Annotated in this window: 14 protein-coding genes; 5 read left to right on the plus strand and 9 right to left on the minus strand. The window is 71.6% G+C overall.

Annotated elements, in window-relative coordinates; translation table 11 throughout:
- Positions 1 to 30: 30 nt before the first annotated feature.
- Together lysX and AC4IJH_RS33175 are read right to left on the minus strand one after the other, a co-directional pair.
- Complete coding sequence (gene lysX, locus AC4IJH_RS33170) at positions 31 to 3,354, minus strand: bifunctional lysylphosphatidylglycerol synthetase/lysine--tRNA ligase LysX (protein ID WP_490855643.1); 3,324 nt, start codon at positions 3,352 to 3,354, stop codon at positions 31 to 33.
- Positions 3,355 to 3,380: 26 nt separating this feature from the next.
- Positions 3,381 to 4,592 (minus strand): L,D-transpeptidase, encoded by a 1,212-nt coding sequence (locus tag AC4IJH_RS33175; protein ID WP_490855644.1) that lies wholly within the window; start codon positions 4,590 to 4,592, stop codon positions 3,381 to 3,383.
- Between the two features lie 147 nt (positions 4,593 to 4,739).
- Between AC4IJH_RS33175 and AC4IJH_RS33180 the strand changes: the two genes are divergently transcribed.
- Genes AC4IJH_RS33180 through AC4IJH_RS33200 form a run of 5 tightly spaced genes read left to right on the plus strand, consistent with a single transcriptional unit; the run spans position 4,740 to position 8,374 of the window.
- Entirely contained in the window at positions 4,740 to 5,723 is a 984-nt protein-coding gene (locus tag AC4IJH_RS33180; RefSeq protein ID WP_490855645.1) for an ABC transporter substrate-binding protein, read from the plus strand.
- Positions 5,720 to 6,514 carry an ABC transporter permease gene (locus AC4IJH_RS33185; RefSeq protein WP_490855646.1) on the plus strand — a complete coding sequence of 265 codons (795 nt, stop codon included), beginning with the start codon at positions 5,720 to 5,722 and terminating at the stop codon, positions 6,512 to 6,514. The genes AC4IJH_RS33180 and AC4IJH_RS33185 overlap by 4 nt, the downstream gene beginning before the upstream one ends.
- Positions 6,511 to 7,299 (plus strand): ABC transporter permease, encoded by a 789-nt coding sequence (locus tag AC4IJH_RS33190; RefSeq protein ID WP_490855647.1) that lies wholly within the window; start codon positions 6,511 to 6,513, stop codon positions 7,297 to 7,299. The genes AC4IJH_RS33185 and AC4IJH_RS33190 overlap by 4 nt, the downstream gene beginning before the upstream one ends.
- Entirely contained in the window at positions 7,292 to 8,137 is an 846-nt protein-coding gene (locus AC4IJH_RS33195; RefSeq protein ID WP_490855648.1) for an ABC transporter ATP-binding protein, read from the plus strand. The genes AC4IJH_RS33190 and AC4IJH_RS33195 overlap by 8 nt, the downstream gene beginning before the upstream one ends.
- Positions 8,138 to 8,179: 42 nt before the next feature.
- A complete protein-coding gene (locus AC4IJH_RS33200; protein WP_490855649.1) occupies positions 8,180 to 8,374 on the plus strand; it encodes a hypothetical protein in 195 nt (64 codons plus the stop codon).
- An 87-nt stretch (positions 8,375 to 8,461) separates the two neighbouring features.
- On the opposite strand, the gene AC4IJH_RS33205 is transcribed toward AC4IJH_RS33200, so the two are convergent.
- The 7 genes from AC4IJH_RS33205 to xylB all read right to left on the minus strand — a co-directional run bounded on the left by AC4IJH_RS33205 (position 8,462) and on the right by xylB (position 16,518).
- A complete protein-coding gene (locus AC4IJH_RS33205) occupies positions 8,462 to 8,968 on the minus strand; it encodes a hypothetical protein (protein WP_490855650.1) in 507 nt (168 codons plus the stop codon).
- A 74-nt stretch (positions 8,969 to 9,042) separates the two neighbouring features.
- Positions 9,043 to 10,287, minus strand: a complete 1,245-nt coding sequence (locus tag AC4IJH_RS33210) for a phosphodiester glycosidase family protein (protein WP_490855651.1) — start codon at positions 10,285 to 10,287, stop codon at positions 9,043 to 9,045.
- A gap of 108 nt (positions 10,288 to 10,395) precedes the next feature.
- Positions 10,396 to 10,893 carry a hypothetical protein gene (locus AC4IJH_RS33215; RefSeq protein ID WP_490855652.1) on the minus strand — a complete coding sequence of 166 codons (498 nt, stop codon included), beginning with the start codon at positions 10,891 to 10,893 and terminating at the stop codon, positions 10,396 to 10,398.
- Between the two features lie 73 nt (positions 10,894 to 10,966).
- On the minus strand, positions 10,967 to 11,563 hold the full coding sequence (locus AC4IJH_RS33220) for an N-acetylmuramoyl-L-alanine amidase (protein WP_490855653.1): 597 nt from the start codon (positions 11,561 to 11,563) through the stop codon (positions 10,967 to 10,969).
- Positions 11,564 to 11,786: 223 nt separating this feature from the next.
- Positions 11,787 to 13,202, minus strand: a complete 1,416-nt coding sequence (locus tag AC4IJH_RS33225) for a family 2B encapsulin nanocompartment shell protein (protein ID WP_490855654.1) — start codon at positions 13,200 to 13,202, stop codon at positions 11,787 to 11,789.
- A gap of 224 nt (positions 13,203 to 13,426) precedes the next feature.
- Entirely contained in the window at positions 13,427 to 14,821 is a 1,395-nt protein-coding gene (locus tag AC4IJH_RS33230; protein ID WP_490855655.1) for a family 2B encapsulin nanocompartment shell protein, read from the minus strand.
- 257 nt (positions 14,822 to 15,078) lie between these two features.
- Positions 15,079 to 16,518 carry a xylulokinase gene (xylB, locus tag AC4IJH_RS33235; protein WP_490855656.1) on the minus strand — a complete coding sequence of 480 codons (1,440 nt, stop codon included), beginning with the start codon at positions 16,516 to 16,518 and terminating at the stop codon, positions 15,079 to 15,081.
- Positions 16,519 to 16,574 lie beyond the last annotated feature (56 nt).

Below are 16,574 nucleotides of genomic sequence, written 5' to 3' on the forward strand. Positions count from 1 at the left end.
CCGCCCCCCCCCCCCCCCCCCCCCCCCGGCTCAGCGGCGCCGTACCAGCGGGAACGGCAGCGTCTCGCGGATGGACAGACCGGTCAGGAACATCACCAGGCGGTCGACGCCGATGCCCAGACCACCGGTCGGGGGCATCGCGTACTCCAGGGCCTGGAGGAAGTCCTCGTCCAGCTCCATCGCCTCCGGGTCGCCGCCCGCCGCCAGCAGCGACTGGGCGGTCAGACGCCGGCGTTGCTCGACCGGGTCGGTCAGCTCCGAGTAGGCGGTGCCCAGCTCGGTGCCGAAGGCGACCAGGTCCCAGCGCTCGGCCAGGCGCGGGTCCTTGCGGTGCTGACGGGTCAGCGGCGAGACGTCGGTGGGGAAGTCCTTGTAGAAGGTCGGCAGCGTGGTCTTCTCCTCGACCAGCCGCTCGTACATCTCCAGGACGATGTCCCCGCGCCCGTTCTCGGGCTTGACCGGCACGCCCGAGGCGTCGCACAGGCGGCGCAGCCTCTCCTGGTCGGTGTCGGCCGTCACCTCCTCGCCCAGCGCCTCCGAGATCGCGCCGTAGACGGTCTTGACCGGCCAGATCCCCGAGATGTCGTGCTCGACGAGCTTGCCGTTCTTGTCCGCCTTGCGGGCGGTGGCGCTGCCGAACGCGTTGATGGCCGCGCCCTGGATCAGCTCCCGGGTCAGGTTGAGCATCACGTCGTAGTCGGCGAAGGCCTGGTAGGCCTCCAGCATCGTGAACTCGGGGTTGTGCTTGTAGGAGATGCCCTCGTTACGGAACGTGCGTCCCATCTCGAAGACCTTCTCCATACCGCCCACGCACAGCCGCTTGAGGTACAGCTCCGGCGCGATACGCAGGTACAGGTCCAGGTCGTAGGCGTTGATGTGGGTCTGGAACGGGCGGGCGTTGGCGCCGCCGTGGATCTGCTGGAGCATCGGCGTCTCGACCTCGAGGTAGCCGCGCTCGATCAGGCCCTGGCGCAGTGCCTGAACGGCGGTGCTGCGCGCCCGTACCGTCTCGCGCGCGTCCGGCGAGACGACCAGGTCCACATAGCGCTGACGGACCTTGGCCTCGGGGTCGGACAGACCCAGGCGCTTGTCGGGCAGCGGGCGCAGGCACTTGGCCGTCAGGCGCCAGCTGGTGACGAACACCGTCAGCTCGCCGCGGTCGGACGTGCCGACCTCGCCCTCGGCCTCGACGTGGTCGCCCAGGTCGATGTCGGAGCCGAAGCGGTCCAGCAGCTCCTGGCCGCTGTCCTGGCGGGTGAGGGCGATCTGCAGGTCGCCGGACCAGTCGCGCAGCTCGGCGAAGAGCACACCGCCGTGGTCACGGGTGAGCAGCACCCGCCCGGCGATGGTGACGACCTTGCCGGTACGGGCGCCGGCGGCCAGCGCCGGGTGCTCGTCGCGGACCTGCTGCAGGGTGTGTGTGCGCTGCACGCCCACCGGGTACGGGTCGATGCCCTCCTCGCGCAGCCGCTCCAGCTTGCGGTGGCGGATGCGCACCTGCTCGGGCAGCGCCGCCAGTTCGCGCTCGCGCAGCTCCTCCTCGCTGGCGGGCGGCTGCTCGGCCAGGCCCAGCTCGTCCAGGGAGGGCAGGCCCGCGGTGCTGGTCGGGGCGAGCACCCGGCGCTTGCTGTGGCCCTTGCCCCACAGCTTGCCCAGGCTCGGTACGGCCACGAAGCCCTCGGCGATACCGGAGGCCAGGCCGATACGGGCCAGCGCGCCGGTGTCGGCGTAGCACAAAAAGCGCGGGTACCACTCGGGGTCGTACTTGGCGTTGGAGCGGTACAGCGCCTCCAGCTGCCACCACTTGGAGAAGAACAGCAGCAGCCTGCGCCAGACCTTCAGGATCGGTCCGGCACCGATGCGCGCGCCCTCTTCGAAGGCGGCGCGGAAGACCGCGAAGTTCAGCGAGATACGGCGGTAGCCGAACTGTCCGGCCTGCACGCACAGCTGCGCGACCATGAACTCCATGACGCCGTTGGGCGCGCTGCGGTCACGGCGCATCACGTCCAGCGAGATGCCGTCCTTGCCCCAGGGCACGAAGGACAGCAGCGCGATCATGTTGCCGTCGCCGTCGAAGCACTCGGCCAGCAGGCAGTCGCCGTCCTCGGGGTCGCCCAGGCGGTCCAGCGCCATCGAGAAGCCGCGCTCGGTCTCGGTGTCGCGCCATGCGTCGGCCCGGTGGATGACCTCCTGCATCTCCTCGTCGGTGAGCGCCGAGTGGCGGCGGATGCGGACGGTGGCGCCGGTGCGCTCGACGCGGTTGACGGCCTGGCGGGTGACCCGCATCTCGCGGCCGTCCAGGTCGAAGTCCTTGACGTGCAGGATCGCCTCGTCGCCGAGCTGCAGCGCGCCCAGGCCGCAGCGCGCGTACGCCTTGGCGCCGTCCTCGCTGGCGCCCATGACGGCGGGCTGCCAGCCGTAGCGGCCGGCCAGCTTGATCCACTCCTGGATCGCGGGAACCCAGGCCTCGCGGTCACCGACCGGGTCACCGGAGGCCAGGCAGACACCGGCCTCCACGCGGTAGGTGACGGCCGCCTTGCCGCTGGGGGCGAAGACGACGGCCTTGTCGCGGCGGGTGGCGAAGTAGCCCAGCGAGTCGTCCCCGCCGTAGCGCTTGAGCAGGGCGCGGATGCGCGGCTCCTCGTCGCCGTGCAGGGCGGCTTCCATGCGCTGGGAGCGGAAGAGGACCAGGGCGGCGTTCAGCAGCGCGAGCGCGCCGAAGAGTCCGAGCAGGGTGTAGAGCCAGTGCGGCGGGTGGCCGGAGATGTGGCGCTCACCGGTGACCAGGCCACCGCAGACGCGGTTGAGGACCCACAGCAGACGGTTGCCGCTGCCGGCCTCCAGCGTGCCGGGCCACAGGGCGACCAGGCCCCAGCCCACGAGCGTGGCCACGGCCAGTCCGGCGACCAGCACCCCGCCGGCCCGCAGGAACGCGCCGCGCCGGGTGATCGCGTAGAACTCGCGGTGCGAGACCAGCAGCAGGATCAGTCCGGCCAGGCACAGGAACGGCGAGACGGCGTACTGCCAGTAGCCCGCCGACAGGATCACCACGTCGATCAGCAGCACCAGCGTCATGTACGCGGTGACGAACCACAGGGCGACCCGCTTGCGCGCGGTCATCGCCGCGGCCAGCAAGAAGAGGAACGCGGCGTACGCGAAGTTGGACTGCACCGGGACGGTGAGAGTGTCCAGCCAGTAGGTCACCGGCCGCAATGCGCGTCGCAGCGGGCTGATCAGCGCCGTCAGGGCGCAATACAGTCCGAGAAGACTGAAAAAGATGGCGAAGCCGTTGGGGACACGGCGTCGGAACCGTTCCCACGCCGTTATTTGGTCCTGGTCCTGCACGGTGCTCATTCCGTCACATTAGGCTCTGAAAGGGGTCAGCTGCTCGATGAGAGGGCGCTTTTTCGCTGCCACTCGGACCACTGGACCATCCAGTCCCCGAGTCCGTTGTTCTCCTTGGCGTTCCCCCGTACGGAGGACCCGGTGACCTCGAAGGGGTCACCGACGCGGACCTTGGAGTAAAGCCAGTCCGCGTCCGCGTCGGTCAGACCGATGCAGCCGGAGCTGTCGTTGATGCTGCCGACCTTGGAGGCATTCCACGGTGCGGCGTGGGCGTAAGTGCCCGAATTGGTCAGCTTCATGGCGTCGCGGACCATTTTGTTGTAGGCGTCACCCAGGCCGACGGTCTCGGAGTTCATGTTGATCGTGCCCTCTTTGGCCATCAGTGGGAAAATGCCCGTCCACGTGGAGTGCGTGGCGTCCGGTTTACCGGCAGAGAAGGGTATCTCCTTGATCGCCCTGCCGCTGTCCACGAACGTCAGGTGCTTGCTGTCGAGGTCCACCTTGACCACCTGGCTCGTGCCGATGGTGAACTTCAGGGCGTAGTCCTTGGCGAAGTATCGGCCGCCACCGGAGTCGATTCCGCTCAGGTCGGCCCGGAGGCTGACCTTGGTGCCGGGCTTCCAGTACTTCTCCGGCCGCCAGTCGACCCGGTCGCGGCCGCTGTAGTCCTTGACCCAGCCCCACGACCCGGTGGTGTTGTTGTCGGTGGAGACCTTCAGCTGCTTCTCCACCGCCGCCCGGTCGGTGACCGGGTGGTCGAAGGTGATCGTGACCGGCTGGGCCACACCGACCACCGCACCCTGGGAGCCGGGGCCCAGCGTCAGCTTGTTGAGCTTGTCGGCCTTGGCCGTCGTCAGCGACTCCTTGGCCTCGAACCGGCCGCCCTGGGCGTTCTTGGTCCTGGCGACGAGGGAGTACTTGGTGTCCGGCGCGGCCTTCGCGCTGGAGGTCCAGGTGCCGCCGTCCGCCGCGATCCGGCCCGCCAGCTGCTTGCCCTTGGGGTCGGTGACCACGACCTCGGTGAGCTCCCCGCCCGAGGCGCTCACCTTGAGCTGATCGCCCGCCTTCACCGTCCGGGTGCCGTCGGCCGCGCCGAGCGCGACCTTGACCGGCTTGCCCTGCTGGGCCGCGCCCGCGCTGCCGCCACAGGCACTCAGCGCGCCGATCCCGATCAGCGGCACCAGCGCCAGAGCGGCGCGGACGGTGCGGGGGTGCCGGGGAAGGCGGTGAGCGGGGGACTGGCTCATGGGCGTGCGGTCCGTCTTTCCTTCGGGTGAACGTCGGCGATGTCTGGCGCTAAGACGGAAAACATCGACTTCTCGTTGCGTTGAGTGATGTGATCCATGCCACTTCGCATGGTTGACGACATCACCCGGCACCCCTACGGTTCCCGCGTGTATCGCTTACGGGCCGCCCTGGCGGCGGCAGCAGCGCTCCTGACGGTCCTCACCGCCTGCGGTGACTCCGGATCCGGCAACGGCGGCAGCGGCAAGGGCAAGGGCAAGAACGGTGCGGACCGGGTCGAGATCGGCGCGCTCGCCATCGTGGACAACGCGCCGGTCCATCTCGCGCGGACCAAGGGCTTCTTCGCCAAGCACGGCATCGAGGCGAAGATCACTTCGGTGCAGAACGGCGCGGTGAGCATTCCGGGGGTGGTCGGCGGCCGCTTCGACTTCGGCTTCGCCAACGCGACCTCCCTGCTCACCGCCCGCGAGCGGGGGCTGCCGCTGAAGGTCGTGGCCAACGGCGTCGCCTCCACCGGCAGGGCGGGGCCGCGCCAGGACTACAGCGCGGTCGTGGTCGCCAAGGACAGCCCGGTCAAGAGCGCCCGGCAGCTGGCGGGCCGCACCATCGCCGTCAACCAGCTCAAGAACATCGGCGACACCACCATCCGCGCCACCGTCCGCAAGGCCGGCGCGGACCCCTCGACGATCAAGTTCGTCGAGATGCCGCTGCCCGACATGAACGCCGCGCTCGCCTCCGGCCGGGTCGACGCCATCTGGACCGCCGAGCCCTTCATGGCCCAGGCCGTCGCCCAGGGCTCCCGCGAGGTGGCCTGGCCCTTCGCCCAGGCCACCCCCGACCTGACCGTGTCCATGTACTTCACCACCGACAAGCTGGTGCGCGAGCGCCCCGACCTCGCGCGCCGCTTCACCGCCGCGATCAACGAGTCCCTGGCCTACGCCCAGAGCCACCCCCAGGCCGTACGGGACGTCCTGCCCACCTACACCAAGATCCCGCCGCAGGTCATCCCCAAGATCGTGCTGCCGAAGTTCCCGACGCGGATCAACCGCGATTCCCTACAGGCCGTCGCGGACCTCGCCCGCGGCGACGGCGTCCTGACCAAGCGCGCCGACCTCGACGCCCTGCTCCCGTGAGGGAGCGGCACGCCCCGGCCGGACCGCGCGCGGCGGCGTACGGGCTGGCCGGACTGGCGGGCCTGTTCGCCGTCGCCGAGGCCGTCCCCCGGCTCGGCCTGGTCGACCGCCGCCATCTGCCGCCGGCCACCGCCGTCCTGCGCCGCCTCGCCCAGGAGTGCGGCGACGCCGGGCTGTGGACCGCCCTGGGCCAGACCCTGCGCTCCTGGGCGCTGGGCCTGGCCATCGCCTTCGCGCTGGCCCTCGCCGTCGGCCTGGTCATCGACGCGGTGCCGGGGCTGCGCGCGGCCACCGCCTCCACCATCGACTTCCTGCGCCCCATCCCCTCCGTCGCCCTGATCCCGCTGGCCACCCTCCTGTACGGCGCGGAGCTCGGCTCCACCCTCCTGCTGGTGGTCTACGCCGCCTTCTGGCAGGTCCTCATCCAGGTCCTGTACGGCGTCGCCGACATCGACCCCGTCGCGCGCGAGACCGCCCGCAGCTACCGGCTGGGGCGCTGGGCCTACCTGCGCCACCTGGTGTGGCCCACCGCCCTGCCGTACGTGATGACCGGGCTGCGGCTGGCCGCCTCGGTGGCCTTCATCCTGGCCGTCACCGCCGAACTGGTCATCGGCAGCCCGGGGCTGGGGCTGCGCATCCAGCTCGCGCAGTCCGGCGGCGCGGTCACCGAGGTCTACGCGCTGATCGTGCTGGCGGGCCTGGTCGGCGTCGCCGTCAATACGGCGGTGCGCCTGGTGGAGCGGCGGGTGCTGGCCTGGCACCCGTCCGTACGCGGCGAGGTGCCCCGGTGAAGCGGCGGGCCGCGCGGCTGCTGCGCGCGCTGGGCCTGCCCGCCGTGCTGATCCTGGGCTGGTGGGCCTACAGCGCCGCTCGCCCCGGCTTCTATCTGCCCTCGCCCGCCGCCGTGGCCACCGCCTTCGCCGAGGTGTGGTTCAGCGACCGGATCACCCAGGACGTGCTGCCGAGCCTGGGCCGGCTGCTGGCCGGGTACGTGCTCGCCGGGCTGCTGGGCATCGCGCTCGGCCTGGCCATCGGTTCCTCGCGCGCCCTGCGGGCCGCCGCCGAACCCGTCCTGGAGTTCTTCCGCGCCATCCCGCCGCCCGTCCTCGTGCCGCTGATCATGCTGCTGGCGGGCCTGGACACCGCGATGAAGATCCTGGTGATCGTCTCCGGCTGTCTGTGGCCGGTGCTGCTGAACACGGTCGAGGGCGTACGGGCGGTGGACGAGGTGCTGGCCGACACCGGCCGCTGCTTCGGGCTGCGCGGCCCCGCCCGGCTGTGGCACCTCGTGCTGCCCGCGGCGAGCCCGCAGATCATGGCCGGGCTGCGGCAGGCGCTGTCCATCGGGATCATCCTCATGGTCGTCGGGGAGATGTTCGCCAGTACCTCCGGCATCGGCCACACCGTCGTCCTCTTCCAGCGCGGCTTCGCCATCCCCGAGATGTGGAGCGGCATCGCGGTCCTGGGCCTGATCGGATTCGGGCTCTCGCTGGCCTTCGGGGCCGCGGAACGCCGCATACTGTCCTGGCATTCGGACAGCGGCAGGGGCGGCGGCGACCGGGAGAACGATGCTTGAGATCGACGGGCTGGGCAAGACCTACACCGGGCGCGGCGGCGTCGAGGCCTTGCGCCGGATCGACTTGACGGTGGCCGAGGGCGAACTGGTCTGTGTCGTGGGGCCGTCCGGCTGCGGCAAGAGCACCCTGCTGCGCTGTGCCGCGGGCCTGCTGGCTCCCACCACCGGGCAGATCCGCCTGGCGGGACGCCCCGTTCACGGCCCGCCGCCGGGCACGGCCGTGGTCTTCCAGGAGTACGGGCGCAGCCTTTTTCCGTGGATGACGGTGTGGCGCAACGTCGAACTCCCGCTGCGCGCGAAGAAGGTGGGCGCGGCGCGGCGTCGTGTGCTGGTCGAGGAGGCGCTGGCGCAGGTGGGGCTCGCCGAGGCCGCGGCCGCCCATCCCTGGCAGCTCTCCGGCGGTATGCAGCAGCGGGTCGCCCTCGCCCGGGCCATCGCCTACGAACCCCAAGTGCTGCTCATGGACGAGCCGTTCGCCGCCGTGGACGCGCAGACCCGCGCCGAGCTGGAGGATCTGCTGCTCGCGCTGTGGCGGCGCCTGGGCATCACCACCGTGGTGGTCACGCACGACATCGACGAGGCGGTCTATCTGGCGCAGCGGGTGGTCGTCCTCACGGCCGCGCCCACCGTCGTCCAGGAGGATCTCGCCGTCGAACTGCCGGGGCCGCGCGACCAGATCACCACCCGCTCCGACCCGCGTTTCGCGCGTCTGCGGGCGCATCTGTACGCGCAGATCAAGCAGGCCAAAAGCCTGGAGGGCGGCGCGGTGACCCGCGACGATCACCTGTATGGAGCACCGGACAGCGAACCGGACAAACCGCGCAATGCGCAAAAATAGCCGCCAATCGCTGCCTCGATCCGGCAGCGGAGGAGGTTTCCCATGACTCTTTCCGTCTCGGTCGTCGTCCTGCTCGCCATCCTCGCCGCCACCCTTCTGCGCAGCGGAAAGCTCAGGTTCTCGCACGCTCTGGTCTGCACACTGCTCGGCTTCTACCTCGCGGGCTCCGGCATCGCGCCGGACATCCGCAACGGGCTCCAGGGCGCGGCGCACGCCGTCTCCAGCGTGCGCCCGTGACGCGGGCGCGCCCCGCGGAACGGTCAACTCCCTTGCCCGGCAAGGGAGTCCACCCCACGGGGCGCCGCCGCTGACGTATCCCCGCCGCTACAGGCCCGGCAGCAGGCCGTAGGTGGACAGGGCGATCAGGAGGATGGTCCCGGCCACCGCCGCGATGATCACCCAGGAGGAGAAGCTGGTCCGCCGCGACGGCGTGCGCCGCTCCCGCCGCTGCTTGTTCCGGCCCTGCTGCCTCTTCTGCTTCCTTCGGCCCCGCGGCTCCTGTGCGCGCGGCTGCCGCTGGGGTCTTCGCGGCGCCTCTGCGTCCGTCGCGGCCTCCGCCAGCAGGCGGCGGCAGGCCGCGGCCAGTTCGGTCGTGCCGTGCGCGAGCGGGATCACCGCCTCCGAGCGGGCCGGGGCGGTCGTCCCGCCCTCCAATATGCGCCCCGCGCGCAGCAGGACCTCGCCGCGCGAACCGGTCGGCGCGATGCTGATCCACCGCTGGACGTGGTCCCCCCGGATGATCATGGTGCCGGCCCGGTCGCGGTACACGGTGTGCTGCTGCCACAGGACGGCCGCCAGCTGATGGGCCGTCTCGGCCAGGTGCGTACGCAAGGTCCCCCCTTGTCGTAGTGATACGGACAAGATCCGCACCCTACCGTCAGGTATATACCAACAAGAGGGCAGGTCTACCGGTCGCGGGCGAAGACGCCTATCGCGTTGGGCACGGGCCGTTCGGCCCCGCCCGACGGATGGTTGCGCACGCTCACCCGCTCGCTTCCCGGCTCGCGGGCCACCAGGGTAGAGGACCCGCCGCCGTCCAGATTCACCGCGTCCCGCGCACCCAACTCGCGCATCAAAAGGGCGAGTTCGCTCACCGTCAGACCGGCGTTGCCCGGCGCGCCGTCCAGCGCGAGCAGCCGCAGTACGCGGCCGTGCTCGCCGATGCCCGCGGCGGAGCGGATGGCGGCGGCGACGGTGTCCAGGCCGTCCAGGGGCCGCTGCGCGCGCAGGATCGGGAAGCCGCCGACCGCGAAGCGCAGCGGCACCGGGTGCCGGGCGGCCAGCCGGTGCGCCACCCGCACCGGGTCGCCGACCGCCAGCTTGCGCAGCCAGCGCGCCCCCTCCTCCCGCCCGACGAGCACGACGCTGCCCTCGGCGACCCCGCCCCGCCCCGGCACCTCGGCGACCTGGCTCACCCGCCCCTGCCGGACGGTGACCTCATAGGTCTCGGCGCTGCACGGCGCGGCCCGGTCGGTGTCGGTGCCGCAGGTCGCCCGGATGCGCGAGGTGGGCCCCCACAGCGGGGTGTACGCGCCGATGCCGTCCACCGGCAGGGCGTACTGGTTCAGGCCGCGCAGCCGCAGCGGGCCCTGCGGGGTGAGCGCCACGCCGTACAGCGTCAGCCGGTCCACGCGCGCCCGGCGGTCGCGGCCCACGCCGATGACGTCTTGGGCGCTGGTGCCGGGCGGCAGCGCCGGGCCGAAGCGCTGCCCGTCGGGCACCGCCGCCTTGAGCCGCATGCCCGAGGCGATCGCCGGGCCGACCGGGGCGCCGGTCGGCTCCACGCCCGGGTGCTGGGTCTCCACGATGTTGAAGAAGTCGCCGTTGACGGCGGCCACCGCGCCGCGCAGATCGGCCTGTTGGGACACCACCTGGCGGGCGCCGACCGCGCCCGCGTACAGCAGGTCCACCGCCACCCGCGGCTCGGTGAGGTCGACGGTGAGCAGATGGCCGCGGGCCGTGCCGCGCGGCACCGTCACCGAGAAGGCGCGGTACTCCACCCCGGGGGCTATGGGCGCACCGCCCGCCACCCGCACCCTGGCGTCCGCGGAGGCGGCCGACACCCCGCCGGCCACGCCGCCCCCGACCAGCACGCCCCACGCCACCAGAACCGTCAACGCCGTACGCACACGGCCGAACCGCAGCTTCACGATCCCCCCAGAGGTCCCGCCAACTGTCGCACGGGGCAGGGGAGTTCACCATGGCGCGGGACGGGCGGAAGGGGGCGCCGCCGGTGTCAAGACGCCCGTCAGGACACCTCAGCCGGACTGCTCGCGGGGGTCGTCGTGCGCGGGCGTACGCAGCTCGTCGAGGACGTCGCGCAGGGTGTCCTGCGGTACGGAGGGCAGCAGCATCGCCGTGGCCAGGGTCAGGCGGCCCAGGACGAAGGTGGTGTCAGGGGTGGTGCGAATCAAGGTGCGTACACCGTCCACGTCGCCGTCCCGCAGCGCTTCGAGCAGCAGGGCCACGTCCGGAGCGGCCTCCTCGTCGGTCTCCACCCAGTGCGCGTCGTCGGGGGACTTGCGGGCGAGATGGCGCAGCACCTGGTCGGCGACCTCGGCCCGGTAGGCCTTGCGCACCGCCTCGTTGGCGACCCAGGCGAGCGCGGAGACCAGGTCCCGGCTCTCCTCCGCGGTCATCTCCTGCGGCAGAGCCTCGTCGAACGCCTGCTGGTTGCCGTGCCGGAAGGCCAGCAGGAGACGGCCCGCCCTGGCCTTCGCCGCAGCGACACTGGTGTCTGATATCTCGCCACTCACCCGTAAAGCCTATCGGTGCGGCATCTGTCCCCCGTGGCGCGACCTGCCCGGCGCGGGCGGCGTGATGTCCGTCTCAGGCCGCCTTGACCAGGGACATGTAGTGGGACCAGTCCCAGTACTGGCCGGGGTCGGTGTGGTCGGAGCCGGGGACCTCGGCGTGGCCGATGATGTGCCGCCGGTCCTTGGGGATGGCGTAGCGGTCACAGATCGCGGCGGTCAGCAGGGCCGACTGCCGGTACATCACCTCGGTGAACCACTTCGGGTCGCTCACCCAGCCCTCGTGCTCGATGCCGATGCTGCGGGTGTTGTAGTCCCAGTTGCCGGCGTGCCAGGCGACATCGCGCTCGCGCACGCACTGTCCGATGTAGCCGTCCGCGGACCTGACGACGTAATGGGCGGAGACCTTCTTGGCCGGATTCTGGAAGATCCTGATGGTGTCGGCGTAGGACTCCTGGGTGACGTGCACCACGACGAACTGGACGGGGTACTGCCGGGGCCGGTCGGCGACGGTGTAGTTGGCGGAGCTGGCCGGGGTCCAGTGGGTGGGCGGGTAGTCGGCGCGGGAGGCGGCGCGGGCGGCGCCGGCCGGGGTGAGCGCGGCCGCCGCCGCGGCGAGGGCGGCGCCCTGGAGGAGGCGGCGGCGGGAGGGCCGGCTGCGCGCGGGTTCCATACGGAGCTCCTGTCTGTGCCGGCGACCGGAACTGAAGGTCGCGTACATGTCAGGCGGACGCGGTGAGTTCATCATGCGCAACCGCGCCCGCCGTGCCAAGGAGACGGCCGCACCGCCAATGGCCTGACCAATGGCCCGCCTTTCGCTCAACGGCCGCCTCCCCCACCCCCTCGCGGACGAGGAGCGGGGGAGGGGCGCGTGACGACGGAACCCGGTGCGGGGGTCAGTGGCCGATCTCGACGTCCTCCAGGATGCCGAGGGCGTCGGGGACCAGGACGGCGGCGGAGTAGTAGGCGCTGACCAGGTAGCTGATGATCGCCTGGTCGTTGATGTTCATGAAGCGCACCGACAGGCCCGGCTGGTACTCGTCCGGGATGCCGGTCTGGTGCAGGCCCACCACGCCCTGGTTCTCCTCGCCGAGCCGCATCGCGATGACGGAGCTGGTCTGGTCGGGGTTGATCGGGATCTTGTTGCAGGGCAGCAGCGGTACGCCGCGCCAGGCGCGCACCTCGGCGCCGCCGAACTCCACGCCCGAGGGGTAGATGCCGCGCGCGTTCCACTCCCGGCCGATCGCCGCGATGGTGCGCGGGTGGGCCAGCAGCACCTGCGTCTTGCGGCGCCGGGCGAGCAGCTCGTCCAGGTCGTCGGGGGTGGGCGGGCCCGAGCGGGTGTGCAGGCGCTGCTTGAGGTCGGCGTTGTGCAGCAGCCCGAACTCGCGGTTGTTGATCATCTCGTGTTCCTGGCGCTCGCGCAGCGCCTCGATGGTCAGCCGCAGCTGCTGGTCCAGCTGGTTCATCGGGTCGTTGTAGAGGTCGGCGACCCGGGTGTGGATCTTCAACACGGTCTGCGCGACGCTGAGTTCGTACTCCCGCGGGGTCTGCTCGTAGTCGGCGAAGGTGGCCGGCAGCACCGGCTCGCCGACGTGGCCGGAGGTGACGTCGATGGCGGCCTCGCCGTGCTTGTTCTGCGGCGGTACGAGCGCGGAGCGGTAGCTCTCGATGTGGTCGCGCAGCCCCTCGGACTGCCCGGCGACCGCCTCGAACTCGGCGCGCGTCAGGGAGAGTACGGTCACCCGCGTGACGGCCTTGACCGAGTGCTCCCAGATGGCGTCCGGCGCCAGCAGCGCCGCCTCGCCGACGTAGTCGCCGTCCGCGAGCACGCCGAGCGTGGTGTCGGAGCCGTACTTGCCCTCCCCGACGCGGTCGAGCTTGCCGTGCGCGATCAGGATGACCCGGTCGGTGGGCCGCCCCTTCTCCACCAGCACGTCGCCCGGCGCGTACTCCTGCTGGACGAAGCGGCCGGCCAGCGCCTCCAGGACGGGCTGGTCCTCGAAGCTGCGCAGCGGCGGCAGTTCACGCAGTTCGGCCGGGATGACCCGGACCTCGGCACCGGTGGTGGTGAACTCCACCTGGCCGTCGCCGATGGTGTGCGTCAGGCGGCGGTTGACGCGGTACGTACCGCCGGAGACCTCGGTCCACGGCAGGACCTTCAGCAGCCAGCGGGAGGAGATCCCCTGCATCTGCGGCACGGTCTTGGTGGTGGTCGCAAGATTGCGTGCCGCGGCCGTTGCCAGGCTCGACGCGGCGGTGGCGGAGTCGGAGCCGTCCAGCTCGGGCGTGGGGTCGACCGAAGTGGTCATGGGAGATACTCACCTATTCCTGTGCAAGTGCGTTACGGGTGGCTGTGCTGCGGGACGGCTGAGGGTCCCGGCGCGCGCCGGAGCCGGCGGGGCGCCCGGAGTCCGGGTGCGGATCGAGCCACGCCTCAGATGGCGTGAATAATTCGAGCAGTGCGAAATGTTGCGTCGGCCACGCCAAAATTTCCTCAAATCTTTTCTCGGTCCTTGACGTCACGCGGAGTTCGTCAGTGGCCGACCTCCACGTCCTCCAGAATTCCCAGTGCGTCCGGGACGAGCACGGCCAGCGAGTAGTAGGCGCTGACGAGGTAATTGAGGAGCGCCTTGTCGTTCACGCCCATGAAACGCACCGACAGGCCCGGCTGGTATTCGTCGGGAATACCGGTCTGGTGCAGACCGACCACGCCCTGGTCCGCCTCGCCGGTGCGCATGACCAGGAACGAGCTGGTGCCCTCGGCGGTCACCGGGATCTTGTTGCACGGGAAGATGGGGACGCCGCGCCAGGAGGGCAGCGAGTGCCCCATGAAGTCCACCGCCGTCGGATACAGGCCACGGCTGCTGCACTCCCTGCCGAAGGCGGAGATCGCCTTGGGGTGGGCGAGCAGGAAGCCGGGCTTCTTCCAGACCGTCGCCAGCAGCTCGTCCAGGTCGTCGGGGGTGGGCGGGCCCGAGCGGGTGGGGATGCGCTGCCGGAGGTCGGCGTTGTGCAGCAGCCCGAACTCGCGGTTGTTGACCATCTCGTGTTCCTGGCGCTCGCGCAGCGCCTCGATGGTCAGCCGCAACTGCTGCTCGACCTGGTCCATGGGGTCGCTGTAGAGGTCGCCGACGCGGGTGTGGGTGCGCAGCACGGTCTGCGCGACGCTGAGTTCGTACTCGCGCGGCGCCAGGTCGTAGTCGACGAAGGTGTGCGGGATGACCGGCTCGCCGTGGTGGCCGGAGGCCAGTGCCACGGCGGCCTCGCCGCTGGCGTTGTGCGGCTGCTCGGGCCGGGCGGCGTACTGGTCCAGGTGCTCGCGCAGCGACGGCGAGCGGTCGGCGATCTCCTGCGCCGCCGCCAGCGGCAGTTCGACGACGGTGACCCGGGTCACGGCCTTGTAGGTGGCGCTCCAGGCGGTGTCGGCATCGGTGAGCTGGATGTCTCCCAGGTGGTCGCCGCCGGCGAGGGCGGCCAGCACCGCCTGGTCGCCGTACTTGCCCCTGCCGAGCCGGTCGACCCGGCCGTGGGCGATCAGTACCAGGCGGTCGGCGGGCTGTCCCTCCTCGGCGATCACATCGCCGGGGGCGTACTCGTGCTGGGTGAAGCGCTCGGCGAGCGCGCTGAGCGCCGCGCCGTCCTCGACGTCACGCAGTACGGGCAGTTCGCGTAGTTCGTCCGGGATGACCGCGACCTCGGAGCCGCTGACCTCGAAGTCGATGCGGCCGTCGCCGACGGTGTAGGTCAGGCGGCGGTTGACGCGGTACGTGCCGCCGGAGACCTGGACCCAGGGCAGTAGCCGCAGCAGCCACCGGGAGGTGATGCCCTGCATCTGCGGGACGGTCTTGGTGGTGGTCGCCAAATTCCGCGCGGCGCCGGTGGCCAGACTTGAATTCTTGGAATCGCCTTCGAGGCCGGGAAGTGTCACTTCCGGAACAGTCACAGTCGCCCCATCGATCGCTGATACCTGAACAAATATCGTTCGCCGAACAGCGAAGATAGTGCCGCTGTTTTTATCGACACAATCGCTCGAATGAGTGGACTAGAACCGAATCCGGCTGGATAGGTTTAGCGGATTCCATTGCGGGGGATGCAGCCGGAGCCTATGTGCCCCAGAGGGCGGCGGACGGTCAAGAGCCAAGAGGGGCAGGGGAGTTGGCCTTACAGCCCACCGGACCCGCGGCGTCAGCCGTACGGCAGCGCCTCCACGGCCTCCAGCGTCCGCTCCAGCCGCTCCCAGGCCGCCGCGTCGCGCTCCACCGGCCCGTACTCCTCGCCCCGCGCCGTGCCCCACCGCCTGGCCACCGCCGCCGGATCCATCCCGAACAGCAGCCCGGCGGCCTGCGCCGCGGCGCCCAGCGCCACCAACTCCTGTGCCCCGGGCACCACTACGGGCCGCCCCGACAGGCGGCGTACGGTCTCCCGCCAGGCCTGCCCCTTGGCGCCGCCGCCGATCAGCAGCAGCGGGGCGCGGGCGTCGGCGCCCTGGTCCAGGACCAGATCGAGCGCCCGCAGCAGCGCGAAGACCGCGCCGTCGTACGCGGCTTGCAGCACCTGGCCGCCGGTCGTGGCGTGCCGCAGGCCGTGCACCAGGCCCGAGGCGTGCGGGAGGTTGGGGGTGCGCTCGCCGTCCAGGAAGGGCAGCACGACCGCCGAGCCGCCCGCCTCCACGGCCTCGCGGTCGCGGCCCAGCAGGGCGGCCATCCGGTCCACGGCCAGCGTGCAGTTGAGGGTGCAGGCCAGCGGCAGCCAGTCGCCGCGCGCATCGGCGAAGCCCGCGACGGTGCCGGTGGGATCGGCGGGCCTGCGGGTGGCGACGGCGTAGACCGTGCCGGAGGTGCCCAGGCTCAGTACGGGGCGCCCGGGGCGCAGCCCGAGGCCGAGCGCCGCCGCCATGTTGTCGCCCGTCCCGGCGGCCACCAGCGCGCCCTTGGGCAGCGGCAGGTCCTCGGCGCGTACCGTGCCCGCCGCCTCGCCGGGGAGCGCGACCCGCGGCAGCAGGGCGGGGTCCAGGCCGATGTGGTGGAGCACTTCCTGGTCGTAGCGGCCGGTGAGCGAATCCCACCAGCCGGTGCCGGAGGCGTCACCGCGGTCGGTGACCGCCTGGCCGGTGAGCCGCTCGGTCAGGTAGTCGTGCGGCAGCCGTACCGCGGCCGTCGCCGCCACCGCCGCCGGGTCGTGCTCGCGCAGCCAGGACCACTTGGCGGCGGTGAAGGAGGGGCCCGGCACGCTGCCCATGCGGCGCGCCCACTCCGGTGCGCCGCCCAACTCCTCGATCAGGCGCAGGCTCTGGGGCGCGGGGCGCACATCGTTCCACAGCAGCGCGGGACGCACCGGCGCTCCGGCGGCGTCCAGTGTGACCAGGCCGTGCTGCTGGCCCGCGACCGAGACCGCCGTCGCCCGGGCGGCCGGGCCGCCGCACCGGCGCAGCGCCTCGCCGAGCGCCTGCCACCACTGCGCCGGATCGCTCTCCTTGCCCGCGCCGCCCGGTCCGCCCCGGACGGTGTGCGGGGCCTGTCCGCGCGCGATGACCCTGCCCGTCTCGGCGTCCACCACCAGGGCCTTGGTGGACTGGGTGGAGCTGTCCACACCGACGACGAGCGGTCCCGCTGCCGTTGTGCCCATCGTGCTCTCCCTGTGTGCCGCGCCGCAGCGCCCGGGTCCTGCCGTCGGCGCCAGGG

This window comes from Streptomyces sp. UF-297 (assembly GCF_058245575.1).

Excerpts from the sequence above, each read along its gene's own strand:
- AC4IJH_RS33195 (WP_490855648.1), top strand. The coding sequence starts at position 7,292 with ATGCTTGAGATCGACGGGCTGGGCAAGACCTACACCGGGCGCGGCGGC.
- lysX (WP_490855643.1), bottom strand. The coding sequence starts at position 3,354 with ATGAGCACCGTGCAGGACCAGGACCAAATAACGGCGTGGGAACGGTTC.
- AC4IJH_RS33200 (WP_490855649.1), top strand. The coding sequence starts at position 8,180 with ATGACTCTTTCCGTCTCGGTCGTCGTCCTGCTCGCCATCCTCGCCGCC.
- AC4IJH_RS33225 (WP_490855654.1), bottom strand. The coding sequence starts at position 13,202 with ATGACCACTTCGGTCGACCCCACGCCCGAGCTGGACGGCTCCGACTCC.
- AC4IJH_RS33175 (WP_490855644.1), bottom strand. The coding sequence starts at position 4,592 with ATGAGCCAGTCCCCCGCTCACCGCCTTCCCCGGCACCCCCGCACCGTC.
- xylB (WP_490855656.1), bottom strand. The coding sequence starts at position 16,518 with ATGGGCACAACGGCAGCGGGACCGCTCGTCGTCGGTGTGGACAGCTCC.
- AC4IJH_RS33220 (WP_490855653.1), bottom strand. The coding sequence starts at position 11,563 with ATGGAACCCGCGCGCAGCCGGCCCTCCCGCCGCCGCCTCCTCCAGGGC.